The organism is Aquibium pacificum, assembly GCF_040839445.1.
GTDB lineage: Bacteria > Pseudomonadota > Alphaproteobacteria > Rhizobiales > Rhizobiaceae > Aquibium > Aquibium pacificus.
In genome coordinates this window covers 533,664-550,269 of record NZ_JBDPGJ010000003.1, presented here as the reverse complement: position 1 = coordinate 550,269, position 16,606 = coordinate 533,664, and the positions used below count along the sequence as shown (strand labels likewise).

Below are 16,606 nucleotides of genomic sequence, written 5' to 3'. Positions count from 1 at the left end.
ATAGCGGGGCGTTGCGCCACATCTTTGCTACGATGAGCAACCCCAGGCCGCCCAGTCCGAGGCAGGAAAAAACGCCCGCCGAACGTGCCGAATCGAGCGGCGGCGACGTCGCGGCCTTCCTGAAGCAGGTGAAGGAACTCGGCGCGCGCTCCGGAGGCGCAAAGGGGCGGCTGGTCCTCGCGATGGACGCGACGATGAGCCGCCAGCCCACCTGGGATCTCGCATGCCGGCTGCAGGGCGAGATGTTCCGGACCGTGGGCAAGGCAGGCGGCCTCAACGTCCAGCTGGTCTATTTCCGCGGTTTCGGAGAGTGCCGGGCCTCGAAATTCGTGCCGGATACCGACGAGCTCACCCGCATCATGACCAGGATCGACTGCCGGGGCGGGCATACCCAGATCGGCAAGGTCCTGTCGCACGCGGCAAAGGAGAACGCGCGCTCCAGGATCGACGCGCTCGTCTACATCGGCGACGCGATGGAGGAGAACGTAGACGATCTGGCCGAAAAGGCCGGGCGGCTCGGCCTTCACGGGGTTCCGGTGTTCGTTTTCCAGGAAGGCCGCGATCCTGGCGCCGAGACCGCGTTCAAGGAGATTGCACGGCTATCGCGCGGGGCATGGTTCCGCTTCGACCAGCAATCGGCCGCGACGCTGGCGCGCCTGCTGTCATCGATCGCCGTCTTCGCAACGGGAGGTTTGAAGGCACTCGAGGCGCGCGGCAGCGCGTCCGACCGATTGCTGCTCGAGAACCTGTCGGGCAAGCGGGGCGGTTCCGGTCCATGACTTTCATGTTCTATGCGACCGCCGTCTTCGGCATCGCATTCCTTCTCCTGCTCGCCTTCGTTCGCGCCGACGCAGCAAGGATCGCGGGAGCGATAAACGTCGCGGGTCCGGTGGCCGTCGGGCTGGGCGGACTGGCGATGCTGGTGCTTGGCCGCGCGGGACTGGCCGGCATAGCGCTGTCAGCCGCGGTGGCGTGGTACATGTCGGGCCGCTCGCGCCGATCCTCCAGGCCAAGCCGTGGAAAGCGCTCCACCGTCAGGACCGCGGCGCTCGAGATGGAACTCGATCACGACACGGGCGGTCTCGAGGGCATTGTCCTGGCCGGCCATCACGAAGGGAAGGTGCTCGGCACGCTCGGCAAGGCGGAGCTCGTGGCCCTGCATGCGGAGCTTTCGGGAGACGGCGAGAGCCTACAGCTGCTCGAAGCTTATCTTGACAGCCGGTTTCCCGGTTGGCGTGAAAGCGCGGACGCGGACGGTGACCGGCGGGAGGGAACCGCGCCAAGCACGGGCGCCATGACTAAGCAGGAGGCCTACCAGATCCTTGGTCTTAAACCGGGGGCCAGCACGGCCGACATCCGAAAGGCGCATCGCCGCCTTATGAAGAGCCTGCACCCCGACCTCGGAGGGTCCGACTTCCTTGCGGCGCGGATCAACGAGGCCAAGGACGTCCTGCTGAATGGTCATTGAAGTCTCCGTCGACACGAACACATTTCCGGGAGACCGGGGCGAGGACGCCCCGGATTTGAAAGCTCTTACTGCTGCTGGACCGCGTAGCAGTCGATTCTCTTCTTCTTGAGCGCGGAGCAGGCATCGAATGCCGCCGTCTTGGTGTTGAACCCTCCGAACCGGGCGCGGTGATAGACGTTGCCCTTCAGTTCGAAGAGTTCAGTAAAGGGCGAGGCGCCCGCCAGGATCGATCCCGCCCGCTGGCTGGTCTGGGTGAGCACCGACAGGGCCTGCTGCTTGCTGGGCGTCGAAGCGACCTGCACGACCCAGGCCCCCGCTGGCGTCGAAGCGGTGTTCACGGGATCGATGTCGCCCTGTCCGATGCCTTCATCCGCCATCTCGGCCACTTCGGCCTGCGTCGGCGTGACGGCTGCCTCCGCATCCGCATAAGCGGTCACGACCTCGATCGGGGCCGGCCGGAATTCGGGCGTCGGCACATCGGCCTTCGGCAGCGCGATACCGGCGATGGCGACCGCGCCCCCCGCATTGACGATCCGTCCCGCGACCACCGGTCCGGTATCGCGGGTTGAGGCCTTCGGAAGATATGTCCTGATGAGTTCCGCCATGTGGGCGTCGCGGCTGGCACCGGTGTTGCCGCCCATGACTACGGCCACGAGGCTCTTGCCGTCCGTCTTGACGGAAGAGACCAGGTTGAAGCCCGATGCGCGGATGTAGCCGGTCTTGATGCCGTCCACGCCCTTCACGCGGCCGAGCAACTTGTTGTGATTGCCCATGCGCGTCTTGCCGAAGGTGAAGGAACGGGTGGAAAAATAGGAATAGTACTGCGGATAGTGCTCGCGCAGCGCCATGCCGAGGATCGCCATGTCGCGGGCGGTTGTCTTCTGTTCGTTGTTGGGAAGACCCGACGCATTGCGGAACGTCGTGTCGCGCATCCCGAGCTGGCGCGCCTTCGCCGTCATCAGGCGAGCAAAGCCTGTCTCGCTGCCGCCGAGCATCTCGCCGAGGGCTGCGGCGGCATCGTTGGCGGACTTCGTGACCAGCGCATAGATCCCCGATTCGACCGTGATCGAACTCCCGGCCCGCACGCCGAGCTTCGTCGGCGGCTGCGCGGCGGCATGCGCAGAGAATGGAACGCGCGTCTCCTTGGTGATGCGCCCGGCCTGCATGGCCTCGAACACCATGTAGAGCGTCATCATCTTGGTCAGCGACGCGGGATAGCGGGCTTCCTCGGCATGCGAGGAGAACAGGGTCTTGCCGGTGTTGGCGTCGACCACGATGGCCGCGTACTTGCCGGCCAGGGCCGGAGATGTCGCGAAACTCGTCGCCATCGCCAAGAACATGGCGATCAGCAGGTTGGCGGGGGTCGAGAGTCGTCGGGATTGAGCTTGGTTTGACTGACGCACTGTCACACCTTCGAAAGTCTTCTTATTGAGGCTTTACGGCTTGCCGCCGCTGTTTGTGGACAAACGGTAGGGGGGACGTCGTTACCAATCCGTTTAAGGTAACTGCTTTCTTTCCAGAATCGGGAGGATTTGGGGCGTATTCGAGCCAATCGCGCGAGGAGCATGTCTCGTTTCCGTTGACTTTTTGTGCACTGCACACTACCAAGATGCGCCGCACAACGGCCGTTCACCCCTCCCGCAACATCCACGTCAGGACCGAACACATGCTTTCGTTCGAAGACGCCAACAAGTTTGGCAAGGAATTCATGGACACGAGCCTCAAGAGCGTCGCAGCCCTTTCCAAGGGAGCGCAGTCGATCACCGCGGAGGCTACCGAGTACTCCAAGAAGTCGGTGGAAGCCGGCAGCGCGACGCTCGAGAAACTGTTCGCGTCGAAGTCGCTAGACAAGGCGGTCGAGGTTCAGACCGACTACGCGCGCCAAGCCTACGAGGCATTCGTGGCCGAGACCACGAAGATGGGCGAACTTTTCGCCGACATGGCGAAAAATGCGTTCCAGCCCTTCGAATCAGTTATGAAGAATCCGAAGTAGATATCTACCTTCGAGGCAGGGACGGCGCGCCGCAAGGCGCGAGGGGTGGCCCGGTCGCGCTGCGCGGCCGGGCTTTCGTGCGTTCGGGCGGGCGCCGCATCGCCGCCCGACGAAAAAATCCCCGCCCTGGAGATTCCCGCCGTATTGTCAGCGCAAAAGAACACCTTAAAATCTGGAGACGAGCGCCTACATTGAGCATTCACTCAGACGACCGGGACAAGGCACAGCTGGACTTGATGACGGGTGGGGTAGCCATGGCAAACCACACAAGGCGATCGCAAGGCGACGACGAGCGGTCGAACACACCCGGGCGTGGCACCGCCGTCATCACGCGTACCAAGCCGAAAACCAAGAAGCCCAGCCTGTATCGCGTGCTGATCCTCAACGACGACTACACGCCGATGGAATTCGTCGTCCACATCCTGGAACGGTTTTTCCAGAAGGACAGGGAGGCGGCGACACGGATCATGCTCCACGTTCACAATCACGGAGTTGGGGAATGCGGGGTCTATACATTCGAGGTCGCCGAGACCAAAGTGTCGCAAGTCATGGATTTTGCCCGTCAGCACCAGCACCCGCTGCAATGCGTGATGGAGAAGAAGTGAGGTACTGAATGCCGGCTTTCTCCCAAGGCCTGGAACGGGCGCTGCACCAGGCGCTCACCTTCGCCAACGAGCGTCACCACGAATACGCGACGCTCGAACACCTCCTGCTGTCGCTCATCGAGGATACCGACGCGGCCGCCGTCATGCGCGCCTGCAACGTGGATCTCGACGAATTGCGGCAGACCGTCCTCAACTACATCGATACGGAACTGGACAACCTCGTCACCGGCTACGACGAGGATTCCAAGCCGACCGCCGGGTTCCAGCGCGTCATCCAGCGCGCGGTGATCCACGTGCAGTCGTCAGGCCGGGAGGAAGTCTCGGGCGCGAACGTGCTCGTGGCGATCTTCGCGGAACGCGAGAGCCACGCCGCCTATTTCCTGCAGGAACAGCAGATGACGCGCTACGATGCCGTCAACTACATCTCGCACGGGATTGCCAAGCGTCCGGGCGCGACGGAAACGCGTCCGCCGCGCGGTGCGGAGGACGACCAGCCCGGCCAGGCCGGTCCGGAGCCGGAAGAGGGTGGCAAGAAGAAGCAGCAGCAGGACGCGCTGACGGCCTACTGCGTCAACCTCAACGCCAAGGCCAAGTCGGGGCGGATCGATCCGCTGATCGGCCGCGAGAACGAGATCAACCGCACCATCCAGGTGCTGTGCCGCCGCTCCAAGAACAACCCGCTCTACGTCGGCGATCCCGGCGTCGGCAAGACGGCGATCGCGGAGGGGCTGGCCAAGCGCATCGTCGAGGGCGACGTGCCGGACGTGCTCGCCAACGCCACGATCTTCGCGCTCGACATGGGCACGCTGCTCGCCGGTACGCGCTACCGCGGCGACTTCGAGGAACGGCTGAAGCAGGTCGTGAAGGAACTCGAGGACTATCCCGGCGCGGTGCTGTTCATCGACGAGATCCACACGGTGATCGGCGCCGGCGCGACATCCGGCGGCGCCATGGATGCGTCGAACCTCCTGAAGCCCGCCCTGTCGTCCGGCGCGATCCGCTGCATCGGCTCGACCACCTATAAGGAGTTCCGCCAGTTCTTCGAGAAGGACCGCGCGCTCGTGCGGCGCTTCCAGAAGATCGACGTCAACGAGCCGTCGCTCGACGATGCGATTGCGATCATGAAGGGCCTCAAGCCCTACTACGAGGACTTCCACAAGGTGAAATTCACCAACGACGCCATCAAGGCGGCGGTGGAGCTTTCGTCGCGCTACATCAACGACCGCAAGCTGCCCGACAAGGCGATCGACGTGATCGACGAGACCGGCGCCTCGCAGATGCTCCTGCCGGAGAGCCGGCGCAAGAAGACGATCGGCATCAAGGAGATCGAGGCGACGATCGCCACGATGGCCCGCATCCCGCCCAAGACCGTCTCGGCGGACGACGAGAAGGTGCTCGCCAATCTCGAGCAGGAGCTGCGCAGCGTGGTCTATGGCCAGGACACGGCCATCACCGCGCTCGCCTCGGCCATCAAGCTCGCCCGGGCGGGCCTGCGCGAGCCGGAGAAGCCGATCGGCTGTTACCTGTTCTCGGGCCCGACCGGCGTCGGCAAGACAGAGGTGGCCAAGCAGCTCGCTTCCTCCCTCGGGGTGGAGCTCCTGCGCTTCGACATGTCGGAGTACATGGAGCGGCATACGGTGTCGCGGCTGATCGGCGCGCCTCCCGGCTATGTTGGCTTCGACCAGGGCGGCCTGCTGACGGATGGCGTCGACCAGCATCCGCACTGCGTGCTCCTCCTCGACGAGGTTGAGAAGGCGCATCCGGACCTGTTCAACATCCTGTTGCAGGTGATGGACCACGGCAAGCTGACCGACCACAACGGCAAGCAGATCGACTTCCGTAACGTGATCCTGATCATGACCACCAATGCGGGCGCGTCGGAAGCTCAGAAGGCGGCGATCGGCTTCGGTTCGACCAAGCGCGAGGGCGACGACGTGGAGGCGATCAACCGCCTGTTCACGCCGGAATTCCGCAACCGTCTCGACGCTATCATTCCCTTCGGCGCCCTGCCGGTGCCAGTGGTGCATCAAGTCGTGCAGAAGTTCGTCATGCAGCTCGAGGCGCAGCTTTCCGAACGCGGCGTCACCTTCGACCTCTCGCCGGAGGCGGTCGCGTGGCTCGCCGACAAGGGCTATGACGAACGCATGGGCGCGCGCCCGCTGGGACGCGTGATCCAGGAGCACATCAAGAAGCCGCTGGCGGAAGAGGTGCTGTTCGGCAAGCTCAAGAAGGGCGGTACGGTCCGCGTCACCGTCGAGACGAGCGAAGACGGCAAGACCGACCTGAAGCTCGAAACGATCGCCGACGAGACCCCGGTGAGGCCGAGGAAGGAGAACCCCGAAGGCCGGCCGGCGCCGCGCAAGCCGAAGGCAAGGAAGGCCAAGCCGGCGAAGGCCGCGGCGAAGCCGAAAGGCACGTCCGGCGACAAGGAGCCGCCCAAGCGCAGCCTGGTGCCGCAACTGCCGCGCAAGAACTGACGTACCCCACGAGCAATGACCAAATCGAGGCCCGGCCGGTGTTTCACCCGCCGGGCCTCTTCTTTCGGCACTCCCCGCCTCCGCCCGGCCGCTCCGGTGCTGGTGCAACATCCTGACCGAAATAGGGGCTTCGCCTCGGCAAAGGCCCCGTGTTAAGCGCACTGCATGGTTGAAAACGAGCCCCGATTAACAGCGGCTGCCGCGGGCGAGGGGCGACGCTGGTTCCTGCGCGGCGTCGCAGGGGCCTTCTCGATTCCTGGACTCATTCTCGCCAGTGCTTTCGTCGGCTTCGCGGGTCTGGCCAAGGAGTCCGGCCTCACGGTGGTCGAGACGGTCTTCATGACATTCGTGGTCTGGGCATTGCCCGCGAAGGTCGTGCTCATCGGGGCGATCCTGTCCGGATCATCGCTTTTCGCGGCGGCCTTCGCGGTAGCGCTGTCGTCGGTGCGGCTGATGCCGATGGTCGTCGCACTGGTGCCGGAGATGCGCGTCGAGAAGACCCGTCCCTGGGTGCTCTACGCGCTGTCGCATTTCGTGGCGGTCACATCCTGGGTGCTGGCGCTCGACCGTTTCCGCAACGTGCCGCCCGACATGCGCACCACCTTCTATGCGGGCCTCGGCGGGATGCTGGTCGGCGGCAACATGATCGTCGTCATGGTGGTCTATCTGGTCGCCGACACGCTGCCTCCGGCGGCTTCTGCGGCGCTATTCCTGCTGACGCCCATGTACTTCCTCACCTCGCTCTGGGGCTCGGCGCGGGAGAGGGCGGCGCATGTTGCCATGTTGCTCGGCCTAGGACTCGGACCGCTGTTCCACGTGCTGGTGCCCGGCTTCGATCTTCTCGCGGCCGGCCTCACCGGCGGGCTGCTCGCCTATGGATGGCACAAACTCGCGCGGCGGAGCCGTCCCGCATGAGTTTCGAAAGCATCGATGCCTGGTGGTGGCCTTTCCTGTTCATCCTCGTCGCCGGATGGTTGGCGACGGATGCCTGGCGTTTCCTCGGGGTCTATCTGGGCGGGCGGATCTCGGAGGATTCCGACATTCTTGTGCTGGTGCGCGCGGTGGCGACCGCGCTGGTCGCCGCCGTCATCGCCAACCTCGTGATGTTTCCAGGCGGCGCGCTCGCCGACACGCCCATTCCGCTGAGGCTCGGGGCGGCGGCCGCCGGTTTCGCGGGCTACCTCATGCTCGGGAAGCGGATCGTCGTGGGCATCGCGGTCGCGGAGGCCGTGTTCATCGCCGGCTACTTCGCGCTCGGTCTCTGATCGCTCGGGCTCAAGCCAGCGCGGCCCTGATCTTCTCCGCGTTCGATTCGAGCGACGCCTTGTCCGCCATCTCACCCGTGTGCGGCCGCAGCGATACGCCGTCGTGGCGCGGCAGGACGTGAACGTGCAGGTGGAAGACGACCTGCCCCCCGGCGCGCTCGTTGAACTGCTGGACGGTTATGCCGTCGGCCGAAAATGCCTTCACCACGGCGCGCGACAGCTTCTGCACGGTGCGCATGACGGCCGCCAGGCTGTCGGGATCGACGTCCAGGATGTTGCGCGACGGCTTCTTGGGGATCACCAGGCAATGGCCGTCGGCGCGCGGCATGATATCCATGAACGCGAACGTCTCGTCGTCTTCGTAGAGCTTGTAGCAGGGCATCTCGCCGCGCAGGATTTTTGCGAAGACGTTCTGGTCGTCATAGGGCTGGCTCATCGATCCCTCGTGCGGTGTGCATGGAAGGGCGCATGTTTCGTCGGTAGGATCAACCCCGTCAACCTCGTGGCGCGCTAGGGAGTGCGGTCATGAACTATGTCTTCCTCGCCGTCGCCATCATCTTCGAAGTGCTTGCGACGACGGCGCTGAAGCAGTCGCATGGCTTCACGCGGCTCTGGCCGTCCCTGGTCACGATTGCAGGCTACGGGCTGGCTTTCTACTTCCTCTCGTTGCCGCTGAGGGTGTTGCCCGTCGGCGTCGTCTACGCGCTGTGGTCGGGTTTCGGAATCCTGTTCATCACCGCGATTGGATGGTTCTGGTTCCGCCAATCGCTCGATCTCGCGGCGATCATAGGCATCGGACTGATTCTTGCGGGCGTGCTGGTCGTGAACCTGTTCTCCAGGTCCGTCGTCCACTGACGCTCAGCCCTTCCGGAAAGGACCGCGCTCTTCCAGGAACTCGCCGATCGCGGCGACTTCCGCGCGTTCCCGCACCAGATAATCCGCCACCGCGCGGCGCAGGCCGGGGTGCGCGAGGTAGTGGGCGGAGTGGGTTCTTACAGGCATGTAGCCGCGCGCCAGCTTGTGTTCTCCCTGGGCGCCGGCCTCGACCACCTTCAGTTTCCGGTCGATCGCGAAGTCGATCGCCTGATGGTAGCAGACCTCGAAGTGCAGGAAAGGGTGGTCTTCCACGCAGCCCCAGTTGCGGCCGAAGAGCGTGTCGCCGCCGATGAAGTTGATCGCGCCGGCGATGAAGCGCCCGTTGCGCCTGGCCATCACCAGCAAGATGTCGTCCGCCATCCGCTCGCCGATCAGCGAATAGTAGCGCCGGTTGAGATAGGGGCGGCCCCACTTGCGGCTGCCGGTGTCCATGTAGAAGCGGAAGAAATCATCCCAGACGGCTTCCGTGAGGTCCTTGCCGGTCAGCCACTCGATCCCGATGCCGTTCTCGACCGCCGTGCGGCGTTCCTTCTTCAGCGCCTTGCGCTTTCGCGATGCCAGCGAGGCGAGAAAGTCGTCATAGGAGCCATAGCCCTCGTTGAAGAAGTGGAACTGCTGGTCGTTGCGGCGCAGGAAGCCGGCTTCCTCGAGCGCTGCAGCTTCCGATTCGCGGGCGAAGGTGACGTGCGCCGAAGACGCGCCGATCTGGTCGGTCAGCGCTTTGAGACCGGCCGCGAGCGCCGCGCGGACCGTGGCCTCGTCGGTTCCTCGGCGCGCGAGAAGGCGCGGACCCGTCGCCGGCGTGAACGGAACGCATGCCTGGAGCTTGGGATAGTAGTGACCGCCGGCGCGCTCGAAGGCGTCGGCCCAGCCGTGGTCGAAGACGTATTCGCCCTGGCTGTGCGATTTCAGATAGCAAGGCACTGCGCCGAGCAGGCTTCCGTCCGGCGCCTCCAGGCGAAGGTGCTGGCCTTGCCAGCCGGTGGCGCGGACCGCGCAGCCGGAATCCTCCAGCGACGACAGGAAGTCGTAGGAGACGAAGGGGTTGTAGGGCGTGTCCGATCCAGTGCGCGAAGTGCCGGAAAGCTGGCCCCATTCCTCGCGCGTGAACCCGCCGATGGACGGCACGACGCGGATGACGAACTCGCCCTTATCCAATTCCAGGTCGTCGCCTTCCTTCGCACGCATCCAAGCCAACATATTGCGCCGCAACAGGGATGCAAGTCGAACAATGCGCACCGCCGCAATCAGGCGTCCGGGTCGAAGCCCTCGAAGGTCATCTGGTCGGCATGCCGGTACGTGTCGGTGACCTCCTGGGGCTTGCGCACTGTCCAGGTGATCACTGGCAGCGAGAGTTTCTCCTTCACGAAGGTGACGAAGGGATTGGGCAGGTCGAAGACGCCGTAGGACACGAAATCGATCCCATGACCGAGCATCGAGAAGTGTGCTTCGAGTTCATGCGTCTTCGTCCCGCAGGCGGTGAGCCCGCAGGGGATGCCGCTCGCCTCCGTGGGAAACCGGCGCACGAGCCAGTGGTCGAAGGACATGATGGCGGCGTTGCCGGAGTAGCTGCGCAAGAGTTCGGCGACCTTGGCGACGAGGCCGTCGTCGTGGCCGGGGATGCCCTTGAGCTCGATCACCAGCGGGACGCGTCCGCCGACGAATTCGAACATTTCGGACAGGGAAGGGGCGTGGTCGGCGGTGCCGCCGATGCGCAGTGCGGCCATTTCCGCGGCCGTACGCTGCCAGACGAACCCGTCGGTGCCGGCGAGGCGTTCGAGCTTGTCGTCATGGAAGACGACAGGAACGCCGTCGGCGCTGAGATGGACGTCGCATTCGATTGCGAACCCCTTGTCGATCGCTGCCGCGAAGGCCGAGAGCGTGTTCTCCCACCGCGTCACGTTCATGTCGTGGTAGCCGCGATGCGCGATCGGGCGCCTCGTCAGCCAGGAAATTCCGGTCATCTGGATATCTCTCGCAGGTTTTCAGGCGATCTCGATGATCGCCTCGATCTCGACCGGCGCATTCATGGGCAGCGATGCCACGCCAACGGCCGACCGGGCGTGCCTGCCGCGCTCGCCCAGTGCCTCGGCAAACAGGTCGGAAGCGCCGTTGGCCACGAGATGCTGCTCGGTGAAGCCGGGCGCGGATGCGACGAAGACGGTGATTTTCACAAGCCGGGCGATCTTTTCGAGGTCCTGGGTCGCAGCTTTCGCCTGCGCGAGGATGTTGATGGCGCAGAGGCGGGCCGCCTCCTTCCCCTGTGCGGTGTCGAGATCGCGGCCGAGCAGGCCCGTGGCGGCGAGTTTGCCGTCCTTCAGGGGAAGCTGGCCGGCGGTGAACAGCAGGGTCCCGGACCGGCACCAGGGAAGATAGTTCGCCGCGGGGGCCGCGGCTTGGGGCAGGGTTATGCCCATGGATTGGAGGCGCGTCTCCACCGTTTCGGACATTCATCGGCTCCGGTCGTGTGAGGGATGGCGGGTTTGGCGCACAATCTGCTATTTTCGCCTCGCCTACGCCACGGCTTTTTAAGTATCGTGACGAAGAATCGAGCCGACGTCCGGAGCCGGAACCAACTGGAGTTGCACCATGCGCATCATGCGCCCCGCCGCGTTCACCACCGCAGTGCTGGCAGGATCGGCCGCGATGCCTGCGCTTGCGCAGCCGACGCTCACGCCGCACCGGGCCGTCTATGACATCGCGCTGGACGAGGCGACCGATCGCTCGGGCATTACCGGCCTCAGCGGTCGAATGGTCTACGAATTCAACGGGTCCGAATGCGAGGGCTACACCGTCACGTTCCGGTTCGTCACCCAGATCGACACCAGCGAAACGTCGCGCGTGACCGACCAGCAGACGACGACCTACGAGGATCCCGGTGGAACGTCGTTCGATTTCGCGACTAAGTCCTATGTCGACCGGTCGCTCGACCGGGAGATCAGGGGAAGCGCGCACAAGGCGGACGGCTCGACCATCGTCGACATCGAGAAGCCGCAGGACAGCGAAGTTACGCTCGATGCGACGCAGTTTCCGACGCAGCATCTGGTGGAACTGATCAGGAAGGCCGAAGCCGGCGAGACGTTCTACGAGACCAACCTGTTCGACGGTTCGGAAGACGCTGACAAGATCATGACGACGACGGTGATCATCGGCAAGGAAAGCACGACGTCGAAGGAGGACGAGGAGTTTGCCGTCGCCAAGGCCATCGAACAGAAGAAGTTCTGGCCGGTGTCGATCGCCTATTTCGACCTGGACGAGGCGGACGGCGAGGAAGTCCCCGACTACAGGATCGACTTCAAGCTGCATGAGAACGGCATCACGCGCGATCTCGTGATGGACTACGGCGATTTCTCCATGAAGGGAAAGCTCGTCGACCTCGCGGTCTTCGACAAGCCGAAGGGCTGCACGAAGTAGCCGGATGGCGGTCTATGTCGACAGGCCTATGTGGTTCTGGGCGGGCCGCAAATGGTGCCACCTCATCGCCGACGACGTGCACGAACTGCACGGGTTCGCGGCTAAGCTCGGCCTGACGATCCACTCCTATCAGGGTCCGCCGAAGACGGCGGCGCCGCATTACGACATCACCGGACTGGAACGCAGCCGGGCGCTGAGCCTCGGCGCCGTCAGCGCGAGCCGGCAGGAGATCGTGGCGGTGTATCGCCGCGTGCGCGTGAAGAACGGCAAGCAGCGCAAGGCCGCCTGATTTCGCTGCAGATTCGAATGGATCGCGTGGCGCGCTTGCATTCGGCGCCGAAATCACCTATCTGCGCGGCCATTCCACACACGGGCTTTGGTTTCCGTCCGGGAGAAATCCGGCAGACACCTCCGGTGGCGCATCCGAGCAATCGGTCGCCTATGGCCCGTGGAGGCTTGAACCGGAAAGGTAACTACGATGGCACTGCCTGATTACAGCATGCGCCAGCTCCTCGAGGCTGGTGTTCACTTCGGCCACCAGACTCACCGCTGGAACCCGAAAATGGCGCCCTACATCTTCGGCGCGCGCAACAACATCCACATCATCGATCTGTCTCAGACGGTGCCGCTGCTGCACCAGGCGCTCAAGGTCGTCTCCGACACCGTGGCCGGCGGCGGCCGCGTCCTTTTCGTCGGAACCAAGCGCCAGGCGTCGGAAATCGTCGCGGATGCGGCGCAGCGTTCGGCCCAGTACTTCGTGAACGCCCGCTGGCTGGGTGGCATGCTGACGAACTGGAAGACGATCTCGAACTCGATCCAGCGCTTGCGCAAGCTCGACGAGCTCCTTGCCGGAGAAGCCCAGGGCTTCACCAAGAAGGAGCGCCTGAACCTCGAGCGCGAGCGCGAGAAGCTCAACAAGGCGCTCGGCGGCATCAAGGACATGGGCTCCACGCCGGACCTGATGTTCGTGATCGACACCAACAAGGAAGCGATCGCGATCCAGGAGGCCAAGCGTCTCGGTATTCCGGTCGTCGCCGTCATCGATTCGAACTGCAACCCGGACCAGATCGACTATCCGATCCCGGGCAACGACGATGCCGCGCGCGCGATCTCGCTCTACTGCGACCTGATCTCGAAGGCGGCCATCGACGGCATTGCCCGCCAGCAGGGCGCCATCGGCATGGACATCGGCGCCTCCGAAGAAGCACCGGTCGAGCCGACCCTCGAACCTCAGGCCTGATCGGCTCGTCGAAGGTAATATCCGCGTCGCAATGATCTGCGAAGCGGGTGGCGCGGCCGGCGGGCCGCGCCGGATTCGTGAAATCATTTCATCCGGTTCCGCTGCGCCCGGGGGGCTGCAGCCGGACCGGGACATGGACGAGAGGTAGCAATGAGCATTTCCGCTTCCCAGGTCAAAGAACTCCGCGAGATGACCGGCGCGGGCATGATGGACTGCAAGACGGCGCTGACCGAGACGAACGGCGACATGGAAGCGGCGGTCGACTGGCTGCGCGCCAAGGGCATATCCAAGGCCGACAAGAAGGCCGGCCGCACCGCCGCCGAAGGTCTGATCGGCGTCGCGTCGGACGCATCGAGCGCGGTCGCGGTCGAGGTCAATTCCGAGACCGACTTCGTGGCGCGAAACGACGCCTTCCAGGACATCGTGCGCAATATCGCCACGATGGCGCTGTCGACCGACGGCTCCGTCGAAGCCGTCGGCGCGGCCACCTATCCGGGCGGCGAAAAGAGCGTGAACGACACCATCAAGGACGCGATCGGCACGATCGGCGAGAACATGAGCCTGCGCCGTTCGGCCAAGCTGACCGTCGCATCAGGCGCCGTTGCGACCTATGTCCACAACGCTGTCTCGGAGAACCTCGGCAAGCTTGGCGTTCTGGTCGGCATCGAGACCACCGGCGATGCCGAAGCCGCGCGCGCCTTCGGCCGCCAGGTCGCGATGCACGTCGCCGCGACGAACCCGCTGGCGCTCACGTCCGACCAGGTCGATCCGGCCGCCGTCGAGCGCGAGAAAGCGATCTTCACCGAGCAGGCGCGCGGATCCGGCAAGCCCGACAACATCATCGAGAAGATGGTGGAGGGGCGACTGCGCAAGTTCTACGAGGAAGTCGTTCTCCTGAAGCAGGCCTTCGTCATCAACCCCGATATGACGGTGGAGCAGGCGTTGAAGGCGGCCGAAAAGGACATCGGCGCTCCCGCAAAGCTGACGGGCTTCGTGCGCTTCGCGCTGGGCGAAGGCGTCCAGAAGGAGACGTCGGACTTCGCCGCGGAAGTGGCGGCGGCGGTCAAGAAGTAACCACTCACGGCTCATCCGGCCGTCCCTGGGGCGCTGCGTGACATCGCGGCGCCCTTCGTGTATCGCAGACGCCGTCCGTCGCGCCAGAAGAGGTGAGAATGCCCGCCCAACCCCCGTATCGCCGTGTGCTCCTGAAGGCTTCCGGCGAGGCGCTGATGGGTGAACAGGGGTTCGGCATCGACGTCTCCGTCGTGGACCGGATCGCTTCCGACATCGCGGAGGCCCGGTCGCTCGGGGTGGAAGTCGGCGTCGTAATAGGCGGCGGCAACATCTTCCGCGGGGTCGCGGTGGCCTCCAAGGGCGGCGACCGCGTGACCGGCGATCACATGGGCATGCTGGCGACCGTCATCAATTCGCTCGCGTTGCGCACGTCGCTGATCAAGATCGGTGTCGATGCGGTGGTGCTGTCCGCGATCGCGATGCCCGAACTGTGCGAAAGCTTCTCGCAACGGCAGGCGACCCAGTACATGAACGACGGAAAGGTCGTCATCTTCGCCGGCGGTACCGGCAATCCCTTCTTCACGACCGATTCAGCGGCGGCGCTGCGCGCGGCCGAAATCGGCGCGGATGCGCTATTCAAGGGAACGCAGGTGGACGGGATTTACTCGGCCGATCCGAAAAAGGACCCCACCGCGGTGCGTTTCCAACGCCTCAGCCATCTCGAAGTGCTGCAAAAGGGGCTGGCGATCATGGATACGGCGGCCATTGCGCTTGCGCGCGAGAACAACATACCGATAATCGTCTATTCGATCCACGAGAAGGGCGGATTCGGAGCGATTCTGAAGGGAGAAGGCCGCTGCACGATCGTGGCGGATGCATGATGCGTCCCTACGGGTCGCGGCCGAAGCATGGAGCCTCGACATGAGTACGTCATATGATTTCAAGGATCTTCAGCGGCGCATGGACGGCGCGATAAGCGCCTTCAAGTCCGATCTCGCATCGCTGCGCACCGGGCGGGCATCCAGCAATCTCCTGGATCCGATCATGGTGTCGGCCTACGGCTCGCAGATGCCGATCAACCAGGTGGCCAACGTCACGGTGCCGGAACCGCGAATGATCTCCGTGTCGGTGTGGGACAAGCAGATGGTCGGCGCGGTCGATCGTGCCATCCGCGAGTCCAATCTCGGCTTCAACCCGATCGTCGATGGCTCGAATCTGCGTATTCCGTTGCCGGAACTCAACGAGCAGCGCCGAAAGGAATTGGTAAAGATCGCCCATCAGTATGCCGAACAGGCCCGCGTCGCGGTCCGGCATGTCCGCCGAGACGGCATGGACAGCCTGAAGAAGGCGGAAAAGGACGGCGACCTGAGCCAGGACGACGTGCGTTCCCGCTCCGACAGGGTGCAGAAACTCACCGACGACACGATCGCCGCCATCGATGCCGCGCTCGTGGAGAAGGAAGCCGAGATCATGCACGTCTGAGGAGCGCGAACTCCGCCCGCGCCAGTCGGAAGAGATCATGTCCAAGCCTGCCCATATCGGGATCATCATGGACGGCAACGGCCGGTGGGCGACCGAGCGCGGACTGCCTCGCGCCGCCGGTCATCGCGCCGGAGTCGAAGCGTTGCGCAAGGTGGTGCGTGCCACGGGCGACCAGGGCGTCAAATGGCTGACCGTCTACGCATTCTCCTCCGAGAACTGGTCCCGCCCGCCGACCGAGATCAGCGACCTGATGGGCCTCCTGAAGCTCTTCATCCGCCGCGACCTGGCCGAACTGCATCAGAACGGAGTGCGGGTGCGCATCATCGGCGACCGCAGGGGGCTTGCTCCGGACATTCGCAACCTGCTCGAGGAAGCCGAGGCGCTGACCGCGGACAATACGGACATGACTCTCGTCATCGCGTTCAGCTACGGCTCACGCGACGAGATCGCGCGTGCCGCGGCCAAGATCGCCCGCATGGCGTCGGAAGGCGAGATATCCTGGGGGCAGGTCACACCGGAAACCTTCGGCGCCTTCCTCGATACCGCCGGCATGCCCGATCCGGACCTGATCATCCGCACCGGCGGCGACCAGCGGCTGTCGAATTTTCTTCTCTGGCAGGCCGCCTATGCGGAGCTGATTTTCCTGCCTTGCTACTGGCCCGATTTCGGTCAGCAGGACCTGGCGGAGGCGATCCACTGGTTCGAGGGCCGCGACCGGCGGTTCGGAGGGGTCTCGGCCCGAGACGTGGCGTCTTGAATCCCTTCGCGCGGC

General features: G+C 64.4%; 20 protein-coding genes. 15 read left to right on the top strand and 5 right to left on the bottom strand.

The annotated features are described in order from the left end of the window. Positions 1–32: 32 nt before the first annotated feature. Complete coding sequence (locus tag ABGN05_RS15120) at positions 33–779, top strand: vWA domain-containing protein (RefSeq protein ID WP_367954862.1); 747 nt, start codon at positions 33–35, stop codon at positions 777–779. Then, positions 776–1,468 carry a DnaJ domain-containing protein gene (locus ABGN05_RS15115; RefSeq protein ID WP_367954861.1) on the top strand — a complete coding sequence of 231 codons (693 nt, stop codon included), beginning with the start codon at positions 776–778 and terminating at the stop codon, positions 1,466–1,468. Before ABGN05_RS15120 ends, ABGN05_RS15115 begins: the two co-directional genes overlap by 4 nt. Before the next feature lie 65 nt (positions 1,469–1,533). Here ABGN05_RS15115 and ABGN05_RS15110 read toward each other — a convergent pair whose 3' ends face one another. Next, positions 1,534–2,877 (bottom strand): serine hydrolase, encoded by a 1,344-nt coding sequence (locus tag ABGN05_RS15110; RefSeq protein WP_373695938.1) that lies wholly within the window; start codon positions 2,875–2,877, stop codon positions 1,534–1,536. A 257-nt stretch (positions 2,878–3,134) separates the two neighbouring features. Here ABGN05_RS15110 and ABGN05_RS15105 point away from each other — a divergent pair, with 257 nt between their 5' ends. The 5 genes from ABGN05_RS15105 to ABGN05_RS15085 all read left to right on the top strand — a co-directional run bounded on the left by ABGN05_RS15105 (position 3,135) and on the right by ABGN05_RS15085 (position 7,808). After that, a complete protein-coding gene (locus ABGN05_RS15105; RefSeq protein ID WP_367954860.1) occupies positions 3,135–3,461 on the top strand; it encodes a phasin family protein in 327 nt (108 codons plus the stop codon). A gap of 254 nt (positions 3,462–3,715) precedes the next feature. Further along, entirely contained in the window at positions 3,716–4,066 is a 351-nt protein-coding gene (gene clpS / locus ABGN05_RS15100) for an ATP-dependent Clp protease adapter ClpS (protein WP_367954859.1), read from the top strand. A gap of 8 nt (positions 4,067–4,074) precedes the next feature. Continuing rightward, the gene (clpA, locus tag ABGN05_RS15095) at positions 4,075–6,543 is read left to right on the top strand and encodes an ATP-dependent Clp protease ATP-binding subunit ClpA (RefSeq protein WP_367954858.1); all 2,469 of its coding nucleotides are present in this window, start codon (positions 4,075–4,077) and stop codon (positions 6,541–6,543) included. 165 nt (positions 6,544–6,708) lie between these two features. Further along, positions 6,709–7,458 carry an AzlC family ABC transporter permease gene (locus ABGN05_RS15090; protein WP_367954857.1) on the top strand — a complete coding sequence of 250 codons (750 nt, stop codon included), beginning with the start codon at positions 6,709–6,711 and terminating at the stop codon, positions 7,456–7,458. Continuing rightward, on the top strand, positions 7,455–7,808 hold the full coding sequence (locus ABGN05_RS15085; protein ID WP_367954856.1) for an AzlD domain-containing protein: 354 nt from the start codon (positions 7,455–7,457) through the stop codon (positions 7,806–7,808). Before ABGN05_RS15090 ends, ABGN05_RS15085 begins: the two co-directional genes overlap by 4 nt. Before the next feature lie 10 nt (positions 7,809–7,818). Here the strand turns inward: ABGN05_RS15085 and ABGN05_RS15080 are convergent, their stop codons facing one another. Next, a complete protein-coding gene (locus ABGN05_RS15080; protein ID WP_367954855.1) occupies positions 7,819–8,244 on the bottom strand; it encodes an HIT family protein in 426 nt (141 codons plus the stop codon). Positions 8,245–8,333: 89 nt separating this feature from the next. Here ABGN05_RS15080 and ABGN05_RS15075 point away from each other — a divergent pair, with 89 nt between their 5' ends. Continuing rightward, positions 8,334–8,663, top strand: coding sequence for a DMT family transporter (locus ABGN05_RS15075; RefSeq protein WP_367954854.1), 330 nt, complete (start codon positions 8,334–8,336; stop codon positions 8,661–8,663). Positions 8,664–8,666: 3 nt separating this feature from the next. Here the strand turns inward: ABGN05_RS15075 and ABGN05_RS15070 are convergent, their stop codons facing one another. Genes ABGN05_RS15070 through ABGN05_RS15060 form a run of 3 tightly spaced genes read right to left on the bottom strand, consistent with a single transcriptional unit; the run spans position 8,667 to position 11,134 of the window. After that, on the bottom strand, positions 8,667–9,872 hold the full coding sequence (locus tag ABGN05_RS15070; protein ID WP_367954853.1) for a GNAT family N-acetyltransferase: 1,206 nt from the start codon (positions 9,870–9,872) through the stop codon (positions 8,667–8,669). A gap of 59 nt (positions 9,873–9,931) precedes the next feature. Further along, positions 9,932–10,648: a glycerophosphodiester phosphodiesterase gene (locus tag ABGN05_RS15065; protein ID WP_367954852.1), complete on the bottom strand. Its 717-nt coding sequence runs from the start codon at positions 10,646–10,648 to the stop codon at positions 9,932–9,934. A 21-nt stretch (positions 10,649–10,669) separates the two neighbouring features. Next, positions 10,670–11,134: a RidA family protein gene (locus tag ABGN05_RS15060; protein WP_367954851.1), complete on the bottom strand. Its 465-nt coding sequence runs from the start codon at positions 11,132–11,134 to the stop codon at positions 10,670–10,672. Positions 11,135–11,273: 139 nt separating this feature from the next. Between ABGN05_RS15060 and ABGN05_RS15055 the strand changes: the two genes are divergently transcribed. The 7 genes from ABGN05_RS15055 to ABGN05_RS15025 all read left to right on the top strand — a co-directional run bounded on the left by ABGN05_RS15055 (position 11,274) and on the right by ABGN05_RS15025 (position 16,591). Further along, a complete protein-coding gene (locus ABGN05_RS15055; protein ID WP_367954850.1) occupies positions 11,274–12,098 on the top strand; it encodes a cell envelope integrity EipB family protein in 825 nt (274 codons plus the stop codon). A 4-nt stretch (positions 12,099–12,102) separates the two neighbouring features. Beyond that, positions 12,103–12,387 carry a DUF4031 domain-containing protein gene (locus tag ABGN05_RS15050; protein ID WP_367954849.1) on the top strand — a complete coding sequence of 95 codons (285 nt, stop codon included), beginning with the start codon at positions 12,103–12,105 and terminating at the stop codon, positions 12,385–12,387. A 189-nt stretch (positions 12,388–12,576) separates the two neighbouring features. Further along, positions 12,577–13,338: a 30S ribosomal protein S2 gene (gene rpsB, locus ABGN05_RS15045; RefSeq protein ID WP_367954848.1), complete on the top strand. Its 762-nt coding sequence runs from the start codon at positions 12,577–12,579 to the stop codon at positions 13,336–13,338. 150 nt (positions 13,339–13,488) lie between these two features. Beyond that, entirely contained in the window at positions 13,489–14,412 is a 924-nt protein-coding gene (tsf, locus tag ABGN05_RS15040) for a translation elongation factor Ts (RefSeq protein WP_367954847.1), read from the top strand. 98 nt (positions 14,413–14,510) lie between these two features. Beyond that, positions 14,511–15,233, top strand: coding sequence for a UMP kinase (gene pyrH, locus ABGN05_RS15035; RefSeq protein WP_367954846.1), 723 nt, complete (start codon positions 14,511–14,513; stop codon positions 15,231–15,233). A gap of 40 nt (positions 15,234–15,273) precedes the next feature. Then, positions 15,274–15,834 carry a ribosome recycling factor gene (gene frr / locus ABGN05_RS15030; protein WP_367954845.1) on the top strand — a complete coding sequence of 187 codons (561 nt, stop codon included), beginning with the start codon at positions 15,274–15,276 and terminating at the stop codon, positions 15,832–15,834. Continuing rightward, positions 15,791–16,591 (top strand): isoprenyl transferase, encoded by an 801-nt coding sequence (locus ABGN05_RS15025; RefSeq protein WP_373695937.1) that lies wholly within the window; start codon positions 15,791–15,793, stop codon positions 16,589–16,591. The genes frr and ABGN05_RS15025 overlap by 44 nt, the downstream gene beginning before the upstream one ends. Positions 16,592–16,606: the final 15 nt, after the last annotated feature.

Bases quoted from the DNA above. Each gene is read 5' to 3' on its own strand.
- ABGN05_RS15120 (WP_367954862.1), top strand. From the start codon at position 33: ATGAGCAACCCCAGGCCGCCCAGTCCGAGGCAGGAAAAAACGCCCGCC.
- frr (WP_367954845.1), top strand. From the start codon at position 15,274: ATGAGTACGTCATATGATTTCAAGGATCTTCAGCGGCGCATGGACGGC.
- clpA (WP_367954858.1), top strand. From the start codon at position 4,075: ATGCCGGCTTTCTCCCAAGGCCTGGAACGGGCGCTGCACCAGGCGCTC.
- pyrH (WP_367954846.1), top strand. From the start codon at position 14,511: ATGCCCGCCCAACCCCCGTATCGCCGTGTGCTCCTGAAGGCTTCCGGC.
- ABGN05_RS15115 (WP_367954861.1), top strand. From the start codon at position 776: ATGACTTTCATGTTCTATGCGACCGCCGTCTTCGGCATCGCATTCCTT.
- ABGN05_RS15075 (WP_367954854.1), top strand. From the start codon at position 8,334: ATGAACTATGTCTTCCTCGCCGTCGCCATCATCTTCGAAGTGCTTGCG.
- rpsB (WP_367954848.1), top strand. From the start codon at position 12,577: ATGGCACTGCCTGATTACAGCATGCGCCAGCTCCTCGAGGCTGGTGTT.
- ABGN05_RS15080 (WP_367954855.1), bottom strand. From the start codon at position 8,244: ATGAGCCAGCCCTATGACGACCAGAACGTCTTCGCAAAAATCCTGCGC.
- ABGN05_RS15025 (WP_373695937.1), top strand. From the start codon at position 15,791: ATGCCGCGCTCGTGGAGAAGGAAGCCGAGATCATGCACGTCTGAGGAG.
- ABGN05_RS15065 (WP_367954852.1), bottom strand. From the start codon at position 10,648: ATGACCGGAATTTCCTGGCTGACGAGGCGCCCGATCGCGCATCGCGGC.
- ABGN05_RS15050 (WP_367954849.1), top strand. From the start codon at position 12,103: ATGGCGGTCTATGTCGACAGGCCTATGTGGTTCTGGGCGGGCCGCAAA.
- ABGN05_RS15055 (WP_367954850.1), top strand. From the start codon at position 11,274: ATGCGCATCATGCGCCCCGCCGCGTTCACCACCGCAGTGCTGGCAGGA.
- ABGN05_RS15090 (WP_367954857.1), top strand. From the start codon at position 6,709: ATGGTTGAAAACGAGCCCCGATTAACAGCGGCTGCCGCGGGCGAGGGG.
- ABGN05_RS15060 (WP_367954851.1), bottom strand. From the start codon at position 11,134: ATGTCCGAAACGGTGGAGACGCGCCTCCAATCCATGGGCATAACCCTG.
- ABGN05_RS15085 (WP_367954856.1), top strand. From the start codon at position 7,455: ATGAGTTTCGAAAGCATCGATGCCTGGTGGTGGCCTTTCCTGTTCATC.
- clpS (WP_367954859.1), top strand. From the start codon at position 3,716: ATGGCAAACCACACAAGGCGATCGCAAGGCGACGACGAGCGGTCGAAC.
- ABGN05_RS15070 (WP_367954853.1), bottom strand. From the start codon at position 9,872: ATGCGTGCGAAGGAAGGCGACGACCTGGAATTGGATAAGGGCGAGTTC.
- ABGN05_RS15105 (WP_367954860.1), top strand. From the start codon at position 3,135: ATGCTTTCGTTCGAAGACGCCAACAAGTTTGGCAAGGAATTCATGGAC.
- tsf (WP_367954847.1), top strand. From the start codon at position 13,489: ATGAGCATTTCCGCTTCCCAGGTCAAAGAACTCCGCGAGATGACCGGC.